Consider the following 16844-nt stretch of genomic DNA (forward strand, 5'->3'; position numbering starts at 1 on the left):
ATACCGCGTGAAATTCAGCCTGCCAAAAATCGCTACCGCCCCCTTTTGCCCGCCGGAAGTCGCCGGTTCCGTCGCCGTTGACCCCAAGGCTTCGTTCTTCAAGCGCGCGCTGATGTTCGCCGGCCCAGGCTTGCTGATCTCCATTGGCTACATGGACCCAGGCAACTGGGCCACGGCCATCGAGGCGGGCTCACGCTACGGTTACAACCTGCTGTTCGTGGTGTTGCTGGCCAGCCTGGCGGGGATGGCGGTGCAGTGCCTGTGCTCGCGGTTGGGCATTGCCACCGGAAAAGACCTGGCGCAACTGTGCCGTGAGCGCTACAGCAAGCGATCCGCACGCACCCAGTGGGTGCTTGCGGAAATCTCCATTATTGCCACCGACCTCGCCGAAGTACTCGGCTGTGCCCTGGCCTTTCACCTGCTGCTGGGGGTGTCACTGACCACCGGCATTGTCATCACTGCCTTCGATACCTTGTTGATCCTGGCCCTGCAGAACCGCGGTTTCCGCCGCCTTGAAGCGATCATGCTGGCGCTGGTGGCGACCATCGGCGTGTGTTTCTTCATCGAACTGGTCCTGATCAAACCTTACTGGCCCGACGTGTTCAGTGGTTTCACCCCATCGTTGTCGGCCATCAGCGATGCTGCGCCGCTGTACCTGGCCATCGGTATTCTCGGGGCCACGGTAATGCCCCATAACCTCTACCTGCACAGCTCCATCGTGCAAACCCGCCTGATCGGCAAGGACCTCGCCAGTAAACAGGACGCGGTCAAGCTGGCGCGTATCGACACCATCGGCTCACTGGCCCTGGCTTTGCTGGTCAATGCGGCGATCCTGGTACTCGCCGCCGCCGCTTTCCACAAGACGGGCCACACTGACGTGGTGGAAATCCAGGACGCCTACCACCTGCTCGATCCTCTGGTGGGCGGCGCGTTCGCCAGCATCCTGTTCGGCATCGCCTTGCTGGCCTCCGGGCAAAGCTCCACCTTTACCGGCACCATCGCCGGGCAAGTGATCATGGAGGGTTACCTCAACCTGCGCATTCCCTGCTGGCAACGGCGCCTGATCACGCGCGGACTGGCGCTGATCCCGGCGTTCCTGGGCGTATGGCTGATGGGCGACGATGCCATTGGCAAGCTGCTGATCCTTAGCCAGGTGGTTCTCAGCCTGCAGTTGCCGTTTGCGCTGTATCCATTGATCCGCATGACCGGCGACAAACAGCTGATGGGGCCGTTCGTGAATCGCCTGCCCACCCGGTTGCTGGCGTGGTTCCTGTTTGCAGTGATCAGCGGGGCAAATGCCTGGTTGATTGGGCAGTGGGTGTTGGGTTGATAGTTCAGGTTGAACAAGAGGACCTGAGTTCGAATGTGTCCAGCGTGTGCTTGATCTAACGTCACCGTAGTTCCTGCGCATGTCGTATTCATGAACGTTGTCCCATCGCGGAAGTTGCCCAAGTCTGCCGCACTACGCTTTGGCCAAAAATAGTGGCCGGCAAAATCAGATCCTACCTACTTTTTGAGGTAGGAAATGCCCTCAGTGGTGCGCCTCTACAGGTCACCGATCCCAATACGGCACCCCCCCAAAACACTCCACGAAGTAATCAATCACCGTCCGCACTTTCAGCGACAAACGCCGGCTTCCAGGCCACAACGCCGCAATCTGCTGCGGCTCCAGGGTCGTCGCCACTTCATACTCCGTCAGCACCGCGTGCAAAGTGCCTGCACGCAGGCCTTCGCCGATCAACCAGGAAGGAAACACCACCAGCCCCAGCCCCTGCTCGGCTGCGTGGGTCAGGGTGTCGGCGTGGTTGCCGGTGATCGGGCCCTTGACGCTATAGGGTGTCCAGTCGCCCTGGCCCTTGCGGAAGAACCAGCGTTGCTGGCCGGTGATGCCTTTGTAGGCCAGGCACTGGTGGTTGCTCAGCTCGTCGGGGTGTTGGGGCGTGCCGTGCCGGGCCAGGTAGGCAGGGCTGGCGGCAATCCGAAAGCGCTGGGGCGCGAAGATGCGTGCCTGCATGCTGGAGTCGTTGAGCACGCCGATGCGGAACAGCAGGTCGGTGCCATCTTGTAGTGGGTCGACGTAGGTGTCGGTCTGCTGGATATCCAGTTGCAGCTTCGGGTAGCGCCGGCACAACTCGCCCAACCATGGGGAAATGTGGCGCTGGCCGAAGACCATCGGCGCATTGATGCGCACCAGGCCGCTGGGTTCGCTTTCCTGTTCCTGCAGGGCTTGGCCGGCGGCTTCGAGTTGTTCGAGCATCAACCGCGCGTGCCGCCCGAGCAGGCGTCCGGCCTCGGTAGGGCTGACCGCGCGGGTGTGGCGGTACAGCAACTGTTGGCCGAGGGCCTGTTCCATCAACTGTATCTGGCGGGAGATGGAGGAGGGCGCGAGGCCCTCACGGCGGGCCACTTCGGAAAAGCTGCCGAAATCCAGCACGGCGACAAACAGGCGCAGCGCTTTGAAGCTCAGTTCATTCAAGCCTTGCATCATGCCTCCAGGTTGTGCGTTTTGCGCAAAGGTGTTGTCGGCATGCTCCCATTTATCGCACAGGACGGCCACCGGATAATGCGCGTCATCCAATCCTTTGTTGATGTGCAGGTGATGTATGCAAGCAAGTGCTGTTGAGGGCGTGGCGCACGCCAAGCCGAAGAAAAATGCCCTGCGGCTGCTGTTGCTGCCGCTGGTGATCCTGGCCGGCATGGGCCTGTCGGTGGAGGCGGGGTTACTCGGACCGCTGGGGGTGCAGGTCGGCCATCTGTGGGCAACCCTGAGCATTTTCGGGGTGGGCTCGGCGATCCTGTATCTGCTGCTGCTGTTCAGTGGCCCGCAAAAGGGCCCGGCACTGTCCGAGCTGCCGCGCTGGCAGTTGATCGGCGGTTTCCTGGGGCCGATCTACGTGGTGGTGCTCACGCTCGCCACGCCGCATATCGGCATTGCGATGACCATGATCGCGATTTTGTCCGGTCAGGTCGGCAAGAGTGTGTTGATCGACCATTTCGGCTGGTTCGGCACAGCGCGCAAGCGGGTCAATGGTGAACGCTGGATTGCCCTGGCGTTGATTGTGGTGGCACTTGTTCTGATTGCACGGGGTTAAGGCGATGAATCTGATTTTGTTATTGGTCGCTGTGGTTGCCGCCGGTGCGGTGTTGAGTGTGCAGGCGGCTATCAATGGTCGCCTGGGTCAGACCGTGGGTGTGTTGCGTGGCAGCCTGGTGACCTTTGTGGTGGGGGCGATTGTCACCTCGCTGCTGATCCTGTTCTTTGAGCCCGCCCAGGCAGTGAGCCTGCTGCAGGTACCGAAATGGCAACTCACCGGCGCGTTGTTCGGCGTGGTGTACATGATGGTGATGGTCGGCGCGGTGCCGGTGGTCGGCACGGCCGTCGCGACCGTCGCGGTGATCGTCGGCCAACTGGGCATGGGCATGCTGATCGACAACTTCGGCTGGCTGGGCAACCCGGCCATCGAATTGTCGGGCAGCCGGATCGTGGCGATGGCCTGCCTGGCGTTGGCGCTGGTGTTCATGTACCGCAGCAATACCCGCACCGACTGATGGTTTGAACCATCGACGGCGGGCCACAGTCACTGCTTAAGGTGCCGGCGCCCGCCGCACTGGGACGACCATGAAGAAGGAGTCTGACATGCCAGATAAAACCTGTGCCTGCCCACACTGCAAGTGCGTGCTGGGAGCCGATGCGATAATGAAGGACGGCAAGGGCTATTGCTGCCAGGGCTGTGCTGAGCACCATGCCCATGGTGAACCGTGTGCATCGGCCACCGGCTGCGAATGCGCGAAGTCAGCCAAGGGCTGAGTGCGGTCAAGAATGTAGGAGCTGGCTTGCCTGCGATGGCGTCGACTGGGTGTGCCTGATGTACCGAGGTGCCTGCATCGCAGGCAAGCCAGCTCCCACATTTGGATCGCGGGGTGACAGTTAGATTGTGGTCCGCTGTTAGGCCGTCTTCGCAGGCAAGCCAGCTCCCACATTTGGATCGGGGGGTGACAGTTGGAGAGTGGTCGGCTGTCAGGACGCTTTCGCAGGCAAGCCAGCTCCCACATGTGGATCGCGGGATTACAGGTAGATAGCTGTCAGGCCGCCAGCGGCAGCAAGCTCGCAAAGGTATCCGTGTTCCGTGGGCTACTGAGTTTCCAGTTCAAGCCGCAGGCTATGGTCTGACAAACGCTGACGGTCCTTCACGATGGCGCTGGTGCGCCGCCCCTCCAGCGCAAACACCACAGTGTGTGCCGCGTGCAGGTCGTCCGGTAAAGGCTGGAACACCTTCAGCACTGTCCAGCCAGGTTGTTGCTGCAAACTCACCTGGCATTCGACATGTTTGGCCATGGGTCCGAATAGAGTGTCCTGGGTGTAGTCAATGCGCGCCTTGCCATTGACCCGTACCGGTAAATCCATGGTTCTCTCCCTGATCAAGCCTGGGCGCGCGCATCCGAGCGGCGCCATTGCACGTTGGTGATGCCGAATTTTTCCGCCTGCTGTTGGCTGGTCTTTTTCACTTGCTCGCGGGCAAAGCGGCCGATACGGCCCACGCCGGCGTCACAACTCGCCCAGTGCCAGGCTTCGGCAGCATCCAGTTTCTCCAATCGAATGATGAACGACTTGGGTTCGCCATGCAGGGTGTAATCGATCACAAACAGCTTTGCGTTATTCATTGGTCCATTGACCCTCCCGGTATAAGCAAGTGATCACCTGCGGCTGTAAAAATTCACTCGGATTGTCGAGAGGTGGTCATTACCATGGCGGCTCACCCCTGATTGATGTGCACCCCATGGCCCAGGCTGCGCCCCCCGACCTCAGTGATCACGCCGTTCCCGTGCAGCCCCTGGCGCGCACCTACCCGCGTGGGCTGTACGTTGAACCCCACAGCCACGACTGGGGCCAGTTGCTCTACGCCATGAGCGGCGTGATGTGGGTCGAGACCCCGCGTGAAGCGCTGGTGGTGCCGCCGCAGCGCGCCGTATGGCTGCCGCCAGGTGTGGAGCATGGGATTCGTGTGGTGTCGGATTTGCAGATGCGCAATATCTACCTGCGCCCGGCGCTGGCGGCGACGCTGGACAGCCAGGTGCAGGTGATCGAAGTCGGTGGGTTGTTGCGGGAGTTGATCGTCACGCTGGTGGACGAGGGCGACAACGGTGAGGCGGATTACTACGATGCAGTGGTCAGCCTGGCCCTGCTGGAGCTGCAACGGGCGCGCCGCTCGCAAATCCGCATTGCCATGCCGGTGGAGGCAGACCGCCGCCTGATCAATGCCTGCCAGGCGGTCATGGCCGCGCCGTCCCTGGAGGTCCCGTTCGAACAGCATGCCGAAACCGCCGGTGCCAGTGTGCGCACCCTGGCGCGGCTGTTCCAGAACCACCTGGGCATGGGCTTTGCCGAGTGGCGCCGCCAGGTGCAACTGGCCACGGCGGTGGCGGAGTTGATCCAGGGCCAGTCTGTCAGCGGCATTGCCCGGTCCCTCGGCTACTCACCCAGCAGTTTCAGCGACATGTTCCGCCGCGAACTCGGCGTGGCGCCTTCGCACTACGTGGGTTGAGGGTTTGGCCGAAATCCTGAAGTACTTGGCCGATGCTTCAGGATTCGGCTCTCTACACTGAGCGCAACCACCTACACGGCGCTCACCTCATGAACTACCTGATTTCCCTCGCCATCGGCCTGTTTGTCGGCGTGATCTACGGCGCCCTGGATTTCCGCTCGCCAGCCCCCCCGGCCATCGCCTTGATCGGCCTGATGGGCATGCTGCTGGGCGAAAAGCTCTGGCCCATGGGCCGGCTGTGGGTGAGCACCTGGTTGTCTTGATCCCTTTTTACTCTTCGATGGATATTGGCCATGAAAGCACTGCAATTTACCGCTACCGGCGATCTCGCCGCCCTCAGCGTAGTCGACGTCGCCACACCGGTACCGGCCGAGGGTGAAGTGCTGGTACAGATCAAGGCCGCGGGCCTCAACCCCAGCGACGTCAAAAACGTGCTCGGCCGTTTTCCCTACACCACCTTGCCACGCATTCCCGGTCGCGACTTCGCCGGCGTCGTCGTGGAGGGGCCAAAAGAATGGGTAGGCCAGGACGTCTGGGGCACAGGCCGCGACCTGGGGTTCTTTGCCGACGGTTCCCATGCCCAGTACCTCACCGTCTCGGCCAAGGGCGTGGCGCACAAACCCACCCACCTGAGTTTCGCCCAGGCCGCCAGCCTCGGCGTGCCGTACACCACCGCCTGGGACGCGCTGGAGCGCAGCGGTGTGGGCAAAGGCACCCGGTTGCTGGTGATTGGCGCCAATGGTGCCGTGGGTAGCGCGGCATTGGCTTTGGCGAAGATTCGCGGGGCCCAGGTGCTGGCTGCGGTGCGTCGACCGGAGCAGGTTGCAGCCTTGCAGGGGCAGGGCTTTGAGGCGATTGCCCTGGGCAGTCCGGAAGAACTGGGCTCGCAGGTGAATGCCGTGTTCACGGGCGGCGCCGACGTGATCTTCGACACCACCGGTTTCTGGCTGCCGGCGGCTGTGGCAGGCCTGGCGCCGTTCGGTCGCATTGCAATCATCGCGGCACCGGTGGACGGCCATGTGCAACTGCCGGCCCTGGCCTTGTACCGCAAGGGCGGCTCGGTGGTGGGGATCAATTCGTTGCTCTACAACTGCGAGCAATGCGCGGTGATGCTGGAGCAGTTCGGGCGCTTCTTTGATGAAGGCCTGCTGCCGTTGCCCACGGGCCTGCGTGAAGTCGCGTTGGCAAATGGCGTGCAGTGTTATGAAGAAGTGAACCAGGGCAGCGCCGACAAAATCATCTTCGTGCCCTGACACAGCCCCTGTAGGCGCCGGCAAGCCGGCGCCTACAGAATCATCAGGCTTCGGGAACGCCTTTTTCCCATGCGGACCAGTTCTTCAGGATCGCCTGCACCAGCGGGTTGCCAGTGCGGTACAGGTTCTCCAGCGCCGGCACAAAGCCGCCTTGATCGGCGTATTTCAGCAGGTTGTCCACTTCACTGTAGCCAGGGTAAGGGCGGTCGAAGTCCGACCCTGCGCGCACCACTGCCAGGCGTTGGATATCCACCAGGCCTTCGCGGCTGGCGCGTAGCAGGGCTTCATAGGTGGAATTGTCTTCCTGCTGAGTGGTGCAGTACTCGCCTTTGTTGTCGGTCAGCAACTTGGTCCAGACTTCGGCGCGCTCACTCAAGCGCGTGCCGGAGAACCAAGTGTTGCCCGCGAGGGTGTCACAGCGGGTGACTTGCGGCGGCTGGTTGGCTGGGGCGGCAGGGTAGTGTTTGCGCCAGGCGCTGGATTCCTTGCTTTCGGTCAGCTCGACTTTCTGCGACAAGGCGAAGGCCTTGGCCTGCAACTTGGGGTTCAGCTCAAACACTTCGGTCTTGTAGTCCAACGGAGGTTTTTCGTTGGGGCCCTTGGTGTTGATGCCGATATAGCCGGTCGGCCAATCCTTGGGGGCATCCCGTGAATCCAGCTCCCACTGAGTGCCGAACTCCACCAGGTAATGCGCCCAGGCGGCGGTGCCGATGGTGCCATGCTTGGGGCTGATACCGGCAATCCCGGCGATCAGGAAATAGCTCTGGCGCAGGTCGAACTTGGGCGACAAGGCCAGGGCGAGGGTGGAGGCCGCGGCATTGGTCTGGCCCATGCCGGTTACCAGCAGGCACACGTCCTGGGTGTTGCAGCGGATTACCGGGTATTCGGCGGATAGTCCCGGCACGCGCACTTCCTGCTTGAGTGCCAGGCGGTCGATCCAGGTTTGTGCCTCCGGGGCGAACATGGTGATCAGCATGACCTTGGGTTTGATCGGCGCAGGCGCATCCGCCAGCACCACGTGGGGTAGCAGGGCCAGGCCGACGGCCATTGAGAGACGTTTGAACGCTTTCATCTAAAACTCCTTGATTAGAATTGATAGCCCACGCCGGCGTAGTAACCCCAGCCATCAGAACGGGCGCGGAAGTTGCCTTCGCCGAAATTCAACTCGCTGCCATCTTCCCAGTTGCCGCCGTTATGGAAGTACCGGCCGACCAGGGTGAAACGCAGGTGGGTGAACGAATACAGCAGCACGTTGGTGGCCACCAGGGAGTTGGCGGTGCGCGCTGGGTTGTCCTTGTGCAGGTCCGAACCGAAATCGTAATTGGTGAAGCCGATGTAGGTCAGTGAGGCACCGTTGTCGAACTTGCCGATGGGCACGATGTACTTCATTTGCGCACGGTAACCGTCCCAGGAGTATTCATTGCTGGCGCCATAGTTTTCCCACTGGTAACGCCCGTAGAAGTTGGCCGACAGGTTGACCCGCGAGTGGGTGTCGATGTCGGTGCCGAGGCCGCTGTACAGGGTGTTGGCGCGGTTTTCCTTGTTGCTGCCGTGGTCGTAGATCCAGTCGAACGCCACGTACCATTCCTTGAACGGTCCGAAGGCCAGGCTGCGGCCCGCCAGGTAGTCGATGGAAATGCGCGGTTCATGCTCCATGAACACCGGCGAACCGTGGTCCCACACGCCTTTGTCATTACTGTTACCGATGGTGAGGATCTTCGGCACGTCGATGTAGCCGTACAACTCGAACGGCCCTTTGCGGCCGAAGTACTCGTACTCCAGGTAGACATCATCCTGCGGCTTGGGGCCGAAGCTGATGTCTTTGCTGCCGATCAATGTCAGGTCCTGGTTGAACCAGTCCGACAGGTACACGCCTTTTTTCGCCGGGCTGGCTTCAGGGCTGAGCGTTTCGCCCTGTGCTGAGTCATCGACGGGTTTTTCCTGCGCCAAAATAGACGCACTGAGTAGTCCCGTAACGGCAGCCAGTAGCAAAGAAACACCAAAGGGGGTAGGACGCCTTGAGGTGGGGTGCATTGAAAATCCCTATTCGTACGCGGTTTAGACCCGATTCTTCGGGTTGAGGTGAACTTGGTTGCCAAGTTCGTACCGCAAACGTTTGCACAGGCTGTACCAACTTTGCTCAATCGATTGATCAGCATGAAAAAAAGCGGAATTAGTCGACCTTTTGGTCAAAATTGACTGGGTGTCATTTTTTCGATGCGCTGGAACAGGTGCATGGCTGTTTCCCGCCGGTAGTCGCTCGGCGTCTGGTGCATTTCGATTCGAAAATGCCGGTTGAAATTGGACAGGTTGGCGTAGCCCACTTCAAAGCAGATGTCCGCCACTGACATATCACTTTGCAGCAACAGCCGGCAGGCGCGTTGCACACGAAACTTGCGCATCAGGTCGATGAAGCCGTGGCCGGTGTTGCGCTTGAAGAAGCGTGAGAAGCCCGGCTCGCTCATTTCCAGCTGCTGGGCAATGACCGACAGGCGCACATCGCCGGTCAGTTCGCGCATCAAATAGTCGAACGCCTTGTTGATGCGTTCGGCGCTGCGGGCGTCCAGGGTCGGCGCGTAGCAGGGGCTGGCCAGGGCCTTGACCTGCGGCGGCGGGGCGTTTTTCAGGCTGTCGAGCAGTTGCAGGAACAGGATCAAGCGTTGCAGGCCATAGGCGCTGCCGATGGCTTCCATCAAGTGCGCGGCCTGCAACGCGGTATCGCCGGTGAATTCCAGGCCACGCCGGGCCTGTTCGAACAATGGCTGCAGGTCGCCGAGTTCCGGCAGTGTCTTGCGCAGGGCGAGCAGGGCGGCGCCGTCGAATTGCAGCACCACGTCGCGGCCAGTCAGGTATTCGCCGGGGGCCAACTCGCCAATCCAGTCGTGGGGCAGGTCGGGGCCGATCAGCGCCACATGCCCGGCATTGAACGCACCGATATAGTCGCCGGCCACCAGCTTGCCGCTGCCTTGGCGGATCAGGTGGATTTCAAACTCAGGGTGGTAGTTCCAGCGCGCCAAATCGTAGGGGTAGTCGTGCTCGAACCAACGAAAGCAATGGTCCGGTTCGGGCAGGATCACTTCGAGTTCGGCTGGGCGGTGCTCGAACAACTGGGCGCGGCTGATGGGCATGGTGATGCCTCTTTTATTTATGGAAGGCCTCAAAATACGCGGGTTGACGACTTGGGCGCTACCCCCGGTTTTGCCCGGCACTGATACTTTTTTAACTGCCGGTTGCCGGTTAAAAAAGTACCAGTCGAGCATCCGCCTGGCGTTTGTGAGGGGCTGGCCAAGCTGCTGTAATCGGCGCTCAACAACAAAAACAACAGGTGGAAACCGCTATGTTCAAGCTCCCGCAAGCGTTGTTCCTGCTTTCCGGCCTGGCATTGGCCATGCCCAGCCATGCCGCCGACACCGTCACCATCGCCACAGTCAACAACAGCGACATGATCCGCATGCAGCGCCTGTCCAAGGTGTTCGAAGAGCAGCACCCAGACATCAAGCTCAATTGGGTGGTGCTGGAAGAAAACGTGCTGCGCCAGCGCCTCACCACCGATATTGCCACCCAGGGCGGGCAGTTCGATGTGCTGACCATCGGCACCTACGAAACCCCACTGTGGGGCGCCAAGCACTGGCTGGAGCCGTTGACCCAACTGCCAGCGGACTATGACGTCGAGGATATTTTCCCCTCGGTGCGTCAGGGCCTGTCAGTCGACAACACCCTGTACGCCCTGCCGTTCTATGGCGAGAGCACCGTCACCTACTACCGCACCGACCTGTTCAAGCAGGCGGGGCTGAGCATGCCGGCGCACCCCACCTGGACCCAGCTTGGCGAGTTCGCGTCCAAGCTCACCGCCAAAGACAAGGACCAATATGGCATGTGCCTGCGTGGCAAGGCCGGCTGGGGCGAAAACATCGCTTTGTTGAGCACCATGGCCAACGCCTTTGGTGCGCGCTGGTTCGACGAGCAGTGGAAGCCGGAGCTGACCAGCCCCGAATGGACAGCTGCTGCCAACTTCTACGTCAACACCCTCAAGCAATATGGCCCGCCGGGTGTGTCCAGCAACGGCTTCAATGAAACCCTGGCGCTGTTCAACAGCGGTAAATGCGCGATCTGGGTCGATGCCAGCGTGGCGGGCTCCTTCACCACTGATAAAAGCCAAAGCAAGGTCGCTGACAGCGTAGGCTTTGCCGCCGCCCCCACCGAAGTCACCGACAAAGGTTCCTCGTGGCTCTACGCCTGGTCCCTGGCGATCCCGGCCACCTCCCGGCACAAGGACGCCGCCAAGGCGTTTATCAGTTGGGCGACCTCCAAGGCCTATATCCAACTGGTCGCCGACAAAGAAGGCATCACCAACGTACCGCCTGGCACGCGCCAGTCCACCTATAGCGAGGCGTACCTGAAGGCCGCGCCGTTTGCCCAGGTAACCCTGGCGATGATGAAGCACGCCGACCCCGCGCACCCTTCGGCCAAGCCAGTGCCGTACGTGGGCATCCAGTATGTGACCATCCCTGAGTTCCAGGCCATCGGCACCTCGGTGGGCAAGCTGTTCTCGGCCGCGCTGACCGGTGGCATGTCGGTCGACCAGGCCTTGCTGCAAGCGCAGTCCAGCACCGAGCGCGAGATGAAACGCGCCGGCTACCCGAAATAGTTTTTACAGGACACCTCAATGAAACGACTCGAAGGTAAAAGCGCGCTCATCACCGGATCGGCGCGCGGTATCGGCCGCGCCTTTGCCCAGGCCTATATTGCTGAAGGTGCGACGGTGGCCATCGCCGATATCAACCTGCAACGCGCCCAGGCGACGGCCGCCGAACTAGGCCCGCAAGCCTATGCAGTGGCAATGGATGTCACCGACCAGGCTTCCATCGACGCCGCGATCGCGGCCGTGGTGGCACAGGCCGGCAAGCTGGATATCCTCATCAACAATGCTGCGCTGTTTGACCTGGCGCCCATCGTCGATATTACCCGCGACAGTTACGAGCGGCTGTTCTCGATCAATGTCGCCGGCACGCTGTTCACCCTGCAGGCCGCCGCGCGGCAGATGATCAGCCAGGGCCATGGCGGCAAGATCATCAACATGGCCAGCCAGGCCGGACGCCGGGGCGAGCCGTTGGTGGCGATCTACTGCGCGACCAAGGCGGCGGTGATCAGCCTGACTCAATCGGCGGGGCTGAACCTGATCAAGCAAGGCATCAACGTCAACGCCATCGCACCCGGTGTGGTGGATGGCGAGCACTGGGACGGGGTCGATGCGTTGTTTGCCAGGCATGAAGGGTTGGCGCCGGGCGAGAAGAAGAAGCGGGTAGGGGAGGAAGTGCCCTTTGGGCGGATGGGCACGGCGCAGGACCTGACCGGGATGGCGATCTTCCTGGCTTCGAAGGAGGCCGACTATGTGGTGGCCCAGACCTACAACGTCGACGGCGGCAACTGGATGAACTGACCCTTGTAGGCGCCCGGCAAGCCGGGCTCCTGCAAGCGTGGGTTATTCGGCAAAGCTGCGATCGAAGAAGTAAATGTCCCCGGGTTTCAGGTTCTCCACCGTCGCCTGGGGCCTGCCGCCTTCACCTTGTTTCTTGCGCCCGGTCTCGCGCAAATACCCTGCCTCCGTGAGCTTCAACAAGCGCTGGCGGATACTGGTCTTCAGCACCGGGCGAGCCAGCACCAGGGAAAAAATCGTGGTGGCTTGCGGGGCACTGAACTCATCGCCCAGGAACATCAGCGGCAAGCTGCTGTACAGCGACTTGGAGAACAGCCGTTCCTGCACCGATGCCACGATCATGTTGTGATCGAACGGCAGCTTGATGCTGCCGTCAGCCACGGCATTCAGTGAATACCAGGCTTGATGCTCGCCGAGCGTCACCTCCTGCGCCACGATCGCCAGGTAGTACGTGGACGACGACCAGCAACGCGGGTCGCGGAACGCATCACCCACGGTGCCCACTTGCTCGCTCCAGGCCAATTCAAACCCCACCTTGTCACTCGCCCGCAAGCGTTCCACCGCATCCTGGAGGCGCAGATCTTGCACGCCGCCGTTCACCACCACACCCGGCAACGCCCAGTGCCCGGCGAATGGCTCGGCGTCGCGTTTGTTCAGCAGCAGCTTGAGTTCGCCCGTGCTGCGGCAGTAATACAGGACGCACAGGTCGACGGTGTGGAGGTAGGCGCTAAGCGGCATGTGAGGTCCTTGCGAATAACAGTAGGGCACAGTCTAACGGATCGAACAGATATGTCATGTACCGGCACTAGGATAGATAACTAAATGTTTCTTGCAATGAAAGTACATGACGTGTACTTTTGTTTCCAGGCCACAGGAGAACCATCATGACCCTTGCGAAAACTACCATTGCCTCATTCGACGTCGACGCCCAGAAGAGCTTCACGCCACTGTGCCCCAACGAGTTGCCTGTGGCCGGCGGTGACCAGATCGGTGCCGAACTCAACTACATGGCCAGCCTCGCCGGCCACCGCGTCGGCAGCAAGGACGCCCACACCCCACACGCGCCCTGGGTGGTGGCACAGCACAGCGACATGCTGCAACCCACCGGCCTGGCCCACGCCGATGTGACCTGGGTGAGCCACTGCGTCCCCGGCACCGAGGGCTTCACCCTGCTGGACGCGCTGCCCACGCCCTATGACTACGACTACTTCATCTGGAAAGGCGTCGAACCCGACCTGCACCCCTACGGTGCCTGCTACCACGACCTGCACGACAAACTGTCCACCGGCGTCATCGAATACCTCAAGGCCCAGGGCGTCAGCCGCGTGATCGTTGGCGGGCTGGCGCTGGACTACTGCGTCAAGACCACCGCCTTGCAACTGCTCAAGGCCGGCCTGGAAGTGGTCCTGCACCTGCCGGCGTGCCGAGGCATCAGCGAGGAGGGCGGTGTGCAAGCGGTCAATGAGTTGCTCAAGGCCGGTGCTGTCATCAGCAGCACCCGCGAAGAACTGGCCGCGATGGCCACGCGTTAAGGAGAAATACCATGGAAAGTGCATACGACTACGAGACCCCGGTGATCCAGGGTTTGCTCGACACCGACTACTACACCTTCACCATGATGCAGGCCGTGTTGCACCAGCACCCGAACGTCGACGTCGAGTACAACTTCATCGTCCGTTCGAAGGAAAAACTCGGCCACCTGATTCCCGAACTGCGCGCCGAGCTGGAAAAAATGGCCGGCCTGCACATGCGCGAAGGCGAACTGCGCTTTCTGTTCAACCCACGCTTTCGCGAATACCTCACCCCGGACTACGAGCGCTTCCTCGGCCTGTTCCGCTTCAACCTGCGCTATATCCATGTCAGTGAAGTCGACGGCCAACTGAACATCCGCGTAGTCGGCCCGATGCTGCACTGCATCATGTTCGAACAGCCGGTTTTGGCCCTGGTCAGCGAGCTGCGCAACCGCGACAAATACCCCGACGTCACCCTCGAAGACGTCACTCGCAAGCTCTACCAGAAATTCGACTGGCTAGAGAAAAACCTCAGCCGCGATGAGCTGGCCGACCTGCGCGTCTCCGACTTCTCCACCCGTCGGCGCTTGTCGTTCAAGGCCCAGCGCGAAGTGGTCGATATCATGCGCCGCGACTTCCCCGGCCAGTTCGTCGGCACCAGCAACGCGCACTTGGCCTACGAATTCGACCTGCCGTTGATCGGCACCATGGCCCACCAGTGGCTGATGGTGCACCAGCAACTGGGGCGGCTGCGCGAGAGTCAGAACGCCGCCCTGGAAAACTGGGTGCGCGAGTACCGCGGTCGCCTTGGCATCGCCCTGACCGACTGCATCAGCACCGATTTTTTCCTCAAGGACTTCGACCTGTACTTCGCCAAGCTGTACGACGGGTTGCGCCAGGATTCTGGTGACCCCATCGCCTGGGCCGATAAGGTACTGGCCCGCTACAAGCAGTTGGGCATCGACCCGATGACCAAGGACCTGATGTTCTCCGACGGCCTGAACTTTGAAAAATGCCTGCCGATCCTGCGCCACGTGCGCGGCAAGGCGCGGTTCGGGTTCGGCATGGGCACCAGCCTGGCCTGCGATGTGGAAGGCGTGGAACCGCTGAGCATCGTGATGAAGCTGGTGCGGGTGCACGGTGAGCCAGTGGTGAAATTCTCCGATGACCCGGTGAAAAATGTCTGCGAAGACGCTTCGTTTTTGCAGTACGCAGCACAAGTGTTCAACGTTGGCAGTGTGGAGGTGTGACATGCAAGAACGTATCGCACGGGAACTGAACATCAATCGCGCGTTGACCCAAGGCGGCGAGCCCGAGGAAATCCAACGGCGCATCGACTTCATCAAGACCACCTTGCGCCACTCGGGCTGCAAGGCCCTGGTGTTGGGCATCAGTGGCGGCGTCGACTCCCTCACCGCCGGCCGCCTGTGCCAATTGGCGGCCGAGCAACTGCGCAGCGAGGGTTACGCCGCACGCTTCATCGCCATGCGCCTGCCCTACAAGACCCAGGCTGATGAAAGCGACGCCCAGGCCTCCCTGAACTTCATCACCGCGGACCACATCGACACCCTCAACATCGCCGCCAGCGTCGACGGTCTGATGGCCAGCCTGGCCGCCGCCGAAGCCAGCGCCGAGCATGTCGATTTCATCAAGGGCAACGTCAAGGCCCGCACGCGCATGATCGCGCAATACGCCGTGGCCAACCTGCACAATGGCCTGGTGGTCGGCACTGACCACGGCGCCGAGGCGTTGATGGGGTTTTTCACCAAGTTCGGTGACGGCGCCTGCGACCTGGCCCCGCTGTCCGGCCTGACCAAAACCCAAGTGCGCCTGCTCGCCACGGCCCTCGGCGCACCGGACAACCTGGTGCACAAACACCCGACGGCCGATCTGGAAGAACTGGTACCGGGCAAGCTGGACGAGCACGCCTACGGTTGCACATACGCAGAGATCGACGCCTACCTGATGGGCGAACCGGTGAGCGAGCGGGTGAGGACGATTGTCGAGGGCGCGTACAGCAAAACAGCGCACAAACGCGCGCTGCCGATTGCGCCCCTTTGATTAACGCTCGATCGACCGACTCCACCGCGCATTCCACTCCGGCCGCGCCTGGTTGACCTGGTCCCAGTCAATCGAAATCGCCGTCTGCAAGTAACCCTGCATCGCTTCCACCCGCGCACGGGTCTTGTCGGTGGTCGGCGTGGTCGGGTTAGACGGGATCTGATCGCCTTCTTCCAGCGCAGGGGCCTGGGCTTCGGCGGTCAGCAAAAACGCGGCGAGCTTCTGCGCCAGTTCCGGCTGGTCGTTGCGCGCGATCACACACTCAGCCACGTTCAGCACCACCGCACCCTCCTTGGGTTGCGCATATTCCATGGGCACGCCAAGCAGTTTCTGGGTGGCGACCTGGGTCGGGGTGAGCGGGAAAATCGCGGCTTCGTCGGTCTGCACCATTTCGGATATTTTCGCCGAGCTGGCGATGTATTCCAGCACGTTGGGGCCGACGGTTTTCGGCCAGGCCTTGAAGCCGGGCTCGACGTTGGTTTCATCGCCACCCTGGATACGGTTGAACATCAGGAAACCGTGCAGGCCGAAGGTGGATGAAGCCAGGGACTGGAACACCACTTTCTCCTTGAAGCGCGGGTCGGCCAGGTCCATCCACGAGGTGGGCGCCGCCCAGCCTTTTTCCTTGAACATCTTGGCGTTGTAGCCCAGGCCGGTGACGCCGAGGGTCACGGCCACGGCTTCGTCCTTGATTCTGGCCTTGGCCGGGATCTGCTCCAGGGTCGGGCTCGGCGTCAGCTTGTCGCACAGGCCCATGGAGATGGCGCGGTACATGATGCCGTCGTCGAGGAACATCACGTGCATCTGTGGGTTGTCTTTGTTGGCCTGGACCTTGGCAAGGATGTCCGACGACGTGCCGGGCACAATCACGACCTTGACGTTGTTGGCCTTCTCGAACGCGGGCAGCACCTTGTCGGCGTACACCCGTTCCATGGTGCCGCCGTTCATGCCCAGGTACAGCGTGGGCGCGGCATGCGCGGTGGAGGCGAGCAGGGCGAGGGACAAGCAGGACAGCGCAATACGTGGGTTCATGGATGTT

General features: G+C 61.5%; 20 protein-coding genes. 12 read left to right on the top strand and 8 right to left on the bottom strand.

The features are described from left to right. Window positions 1–7 precede the first annotated feature (7 nt). Window positions 8–1330: an Nramp family divalent metal transporter gene (locus tag KUA23_RS11370; RefSeq protein ID WP_078047920.1), complete on the top strand. Its 1323-nt coding sequence runs from the start codon at window positions 8–10 to the stop codon at window positions 1328–1330. Between the two features lie 222 nt (window positions 1331–1552). Here the strand turns inward: KUA23_RS11370 and KUA23_RS11375 are convergent, their stop codons facing one another. After that, complete coding sequence (locus KUA23_RS11375; RefSeq protein ID WP_078047921.1) at window positions 1553–2485, bottom strand: LysR family transcriptional regulator; 933 nt, start codon at window positions 2483–2485, stop codon at window positions 1553–1555. A gap of 118 nt (window positions 2486–2603) precedes the next feature. Between KUA23_RS11375 and KUA23_RS11380 the strand changes: the two genes are divergently transcribed. The 3 genes from KUA23_RS11380 (at window position 2604) to KUA23_RS11390 (ending at window position 3808) form a co-directional block, all read left to right on the top strand. Beyond that, window positions 2604–3092: a DMT family transporter gene (locus KUA23_RS11380; protein WP_078047922.1), complete on the top strand. Its 489-nt coding sequence runs from the start codon at window positions 2604–2606 to the stop codon at window positions 3090–3092. A 4-nt stretch (window positions 3093–3096) separates the two neighbouring features. Next, window positions 3097–3549, top strand: a complete 453-nt coding sequence (locus tag KUA23_RS11385; RefSeq protein ID WP_252993963.1) for a DMT family transporter — start codon at window positions 3097–3099, stop codon at window positions 3547–3549. 88 nt (window positions 3550–3637) lie between these two features. Further along, a complete protein-coding gene (locus KUA23_RS11390; protein ID WP_078047924.1) occupies window positions 3638–3808 on the top strand; it encodes a metallothionein in 171 nt (56 codons plus the stop codon). A gap of 324 nt (window positions 3809–4132) precedes the next feature. Here the strand turns inward: KUA23_RS11390 and KUA23_RS11395 are convergent, their stop codons facing one another. Together KUA23_RS11395 and KUA23_RS11400 are read right to left on the bottom strand one after the other, a co-directional pair. Beyond that, window positions 4133–4405 carry a hypothetical protein gene (locus tag KUA23_RS11395; protein WP_025855728.1) on the bottom strand — a complete coding sequence of 91 codons (273 nt, stop codon included), beginning with the start codon at window positions 4403–4405 and terminating at the stop codon, window positions 4133–4135. A gap of 14 nt (window positions 4406–4419) precedes the next feature. Then, entirely contained in the window at window positions 4420–4662 is a 243-nt protein-coding gene (locus KUA23_RS11400; RefSeq protein WP_069023127.1) for a DUF6555 family protein, read from the bottom strand. Window positions 4663–4778: 116 nt separating this feature from the next. On the opposite strand from KUA23_RS11400, the gene KUA23_RS11405 reads away from it, so the two are divergent. The 3 genes from KUA23_RS11405 to KUA23_RS11415 all read left to right on the top strand — a co-directional run bounded on the left by KUA23_RS11405 (window position 4779) and on the right by KUA23_RS11415 (window position 6796). Then, window positions 4779–5543 (top strand): AraC family transcriptional regulator, encoded by a 765-nt coding sequence (locus KUA23_RS11405; protein ID WP_100491024.1) that lies wholly within the window; start codon window positions 4779–4781, stop codon window positions 5541–5543. Between the two features lie 89 nt (window positions 5544–5632). Further along, the gene (locus KUA23_RS11410; RefSeq protein ID WP_078047927.1) at window positions 5633–5806 is read left to right on the top strand and encodes a DUF1427 family protein; all 174 of its coding nucleotides are present in this window, start codon (window positions 5633–5635) and stop codon (window positions 5804–5806) included. Between the two features lie 30 nt (window positions 5807–5836). Further along, complete coding sequence (locus tag KUA23_RS11415; protein WP_252993965.1) at window positions 5837–6796, top strand: quinone oxidoreductase family protein; 960 nt, start codon at window positions 5837–5839, stop codon at window positions 6794–6796. Between the two features lie 43 nt (window positions 6797–6839). On the opposite strand, the gene KUA23_RS11420 is transcribed toward KUA23_RS11415, so the two are convergent. From KUA23_RS11420 to KUA23_RS11430, 3 genes are all read right to left on the bottom strand, one after another. After that, window positions 6840–7868, bottom strand: a complete 1029-nt coding sequence (locus KUA23_RS11420) for a purine-nucleoside phosphorylase (protein ID WP_078047929.1) — start codon at window positions 7866–7868, stop codon at window positions 6840–6842. A gap of 14 nt (window positions 7869–7882) precedes the next feature. Then, on the bottom strand, window positions 7883–8830 hold the full coding sequence (locus tag KUA23_RS11425; RefSeq protein ID WP_078047930.1) for a nucleoside-specific channel-forming protein Tsx: 948 nt from the start codon (window positions 8828–8830) through the stop codon (window positions 7883–7885). 155 nt (window positions 8831–8985) lie between these two features. Next, window positions 8986–9924 (bottom strand): AraC family transcriptional regulator, encoded by a 939-nt coding sequence (locus tag KUA23_RS11430; RefSeq protein WP_252993966.1) that lies wholly within the window; start codon window positions 9922–9924, stop codon window positions 8986–8988. A 260-nt stretch (window positions 9925–10184) separates the two neighbouring features. Between KUA23_RS11430 and KUA23_RS11435 the strand changes: the two genes are divergently transcribed. Beyond that, entirely contained in the window at window positions 10185–11444 is a 1260-nt protein-coding gene (locus tag KUA23_RS11435) for an ABC transporter substrate-binding protein (RefSeq protein WP_371857082.1), read from the top strand. Between the two features lie 18 nt (window positions 11445–11462). Then, window positions 11463–12236, top strand: coding sequence for an L-iditol 2-dehydrogenase (locus KUA23_RS11440; RefSeq protein ID WP_099492480.1), 774 nt, complete (start codon window positions 11463–11465; stop codon window positions 12234–12236). 42 nt (window positions 12237–12278) lie between these two features. Here the strand turns inward: KUA23_RS11440 and KUA23_RS11445 are convergent, their stop codons facing one another. Next, on the bottom strand, window positions 12279–12971 hold the full coding sequence (locus KUA23_RS11445) for an NUDIX hydrolase (protein ID WP_078047934.1): 693 nt from the start codon (window positions 12969–12971) through the stop codon (window positions 12279–12281). 146 nt (window positions 12972–13117) lie between these two features. Between KUA23_RS11445 and KUA23_RS11450 the strand changes: the two genes are divergently transcribed. Genes KUA23_RS11450 through nadE form a run of 3 tightly spaced genes read left to right on the top strand, consistent with a single transcriptional unit; the run spans window position 13118 to window position 15805 of the window. Next, window positions 13118–13765 carry a nicotinamidase gene (locus tag KUA23_RS11450; RefSeq protein ID WP_252993967.1) on the top strand — a complete coding sequence of 216 codons (648 nt, stop codon included), beginning with the start codon at window positions 13118–13120 and terminating at the stop codon, window positions 13763–13765. A gap of 11 nt (window positions 13766–13776) precedes the next feature. Next, window positions 13777–14994, top strand: a complete 1218-nt coding sequence (pncB, locus tag KUA23_RS11455) for a nicotinate phosphoribosyltransferase (protein ID WP_099492477.1) — start codon at window positions 13777–13779, stop codon at window positions 14992–14994. Window position 14995: 1 nt separating this feature from the next. Next, complete coding sequence (nadE, locus tag KUA23_RS11460) at window positions 14996–15805, top strand: NAD(+) synthase (protein ID WP_214497533.1); 810 nt, start codon at window positions 14996–14998, stop codon at window positions 15803–15805. Here the strand turns inward: nadE and KUA23_RS11465 are convergent, their stop codons facing one another. Further along, complete coding sequence (locus KUA23_RS11465; protein WP_078047938.1) at window positions 15806–16837, bottom strand: ABC transporter substrate-binding protein; 1032 nt, start codon at window positions 16835–16837, stop codon at window positions 15806–15808. Window positions 16838–16844 lie beyond the last annotated feature (7 nt).

The organism is Pseudomonas pergaminensis (assembly GCF_024112395.2).
Lineage (GTDB): Bacteria > Pseudomonadota > Gammaproteobacteria > Pseudomonadales > Pseudomonadaceae > Aquipseudomonas > Aquipseudomonas pergaminensis.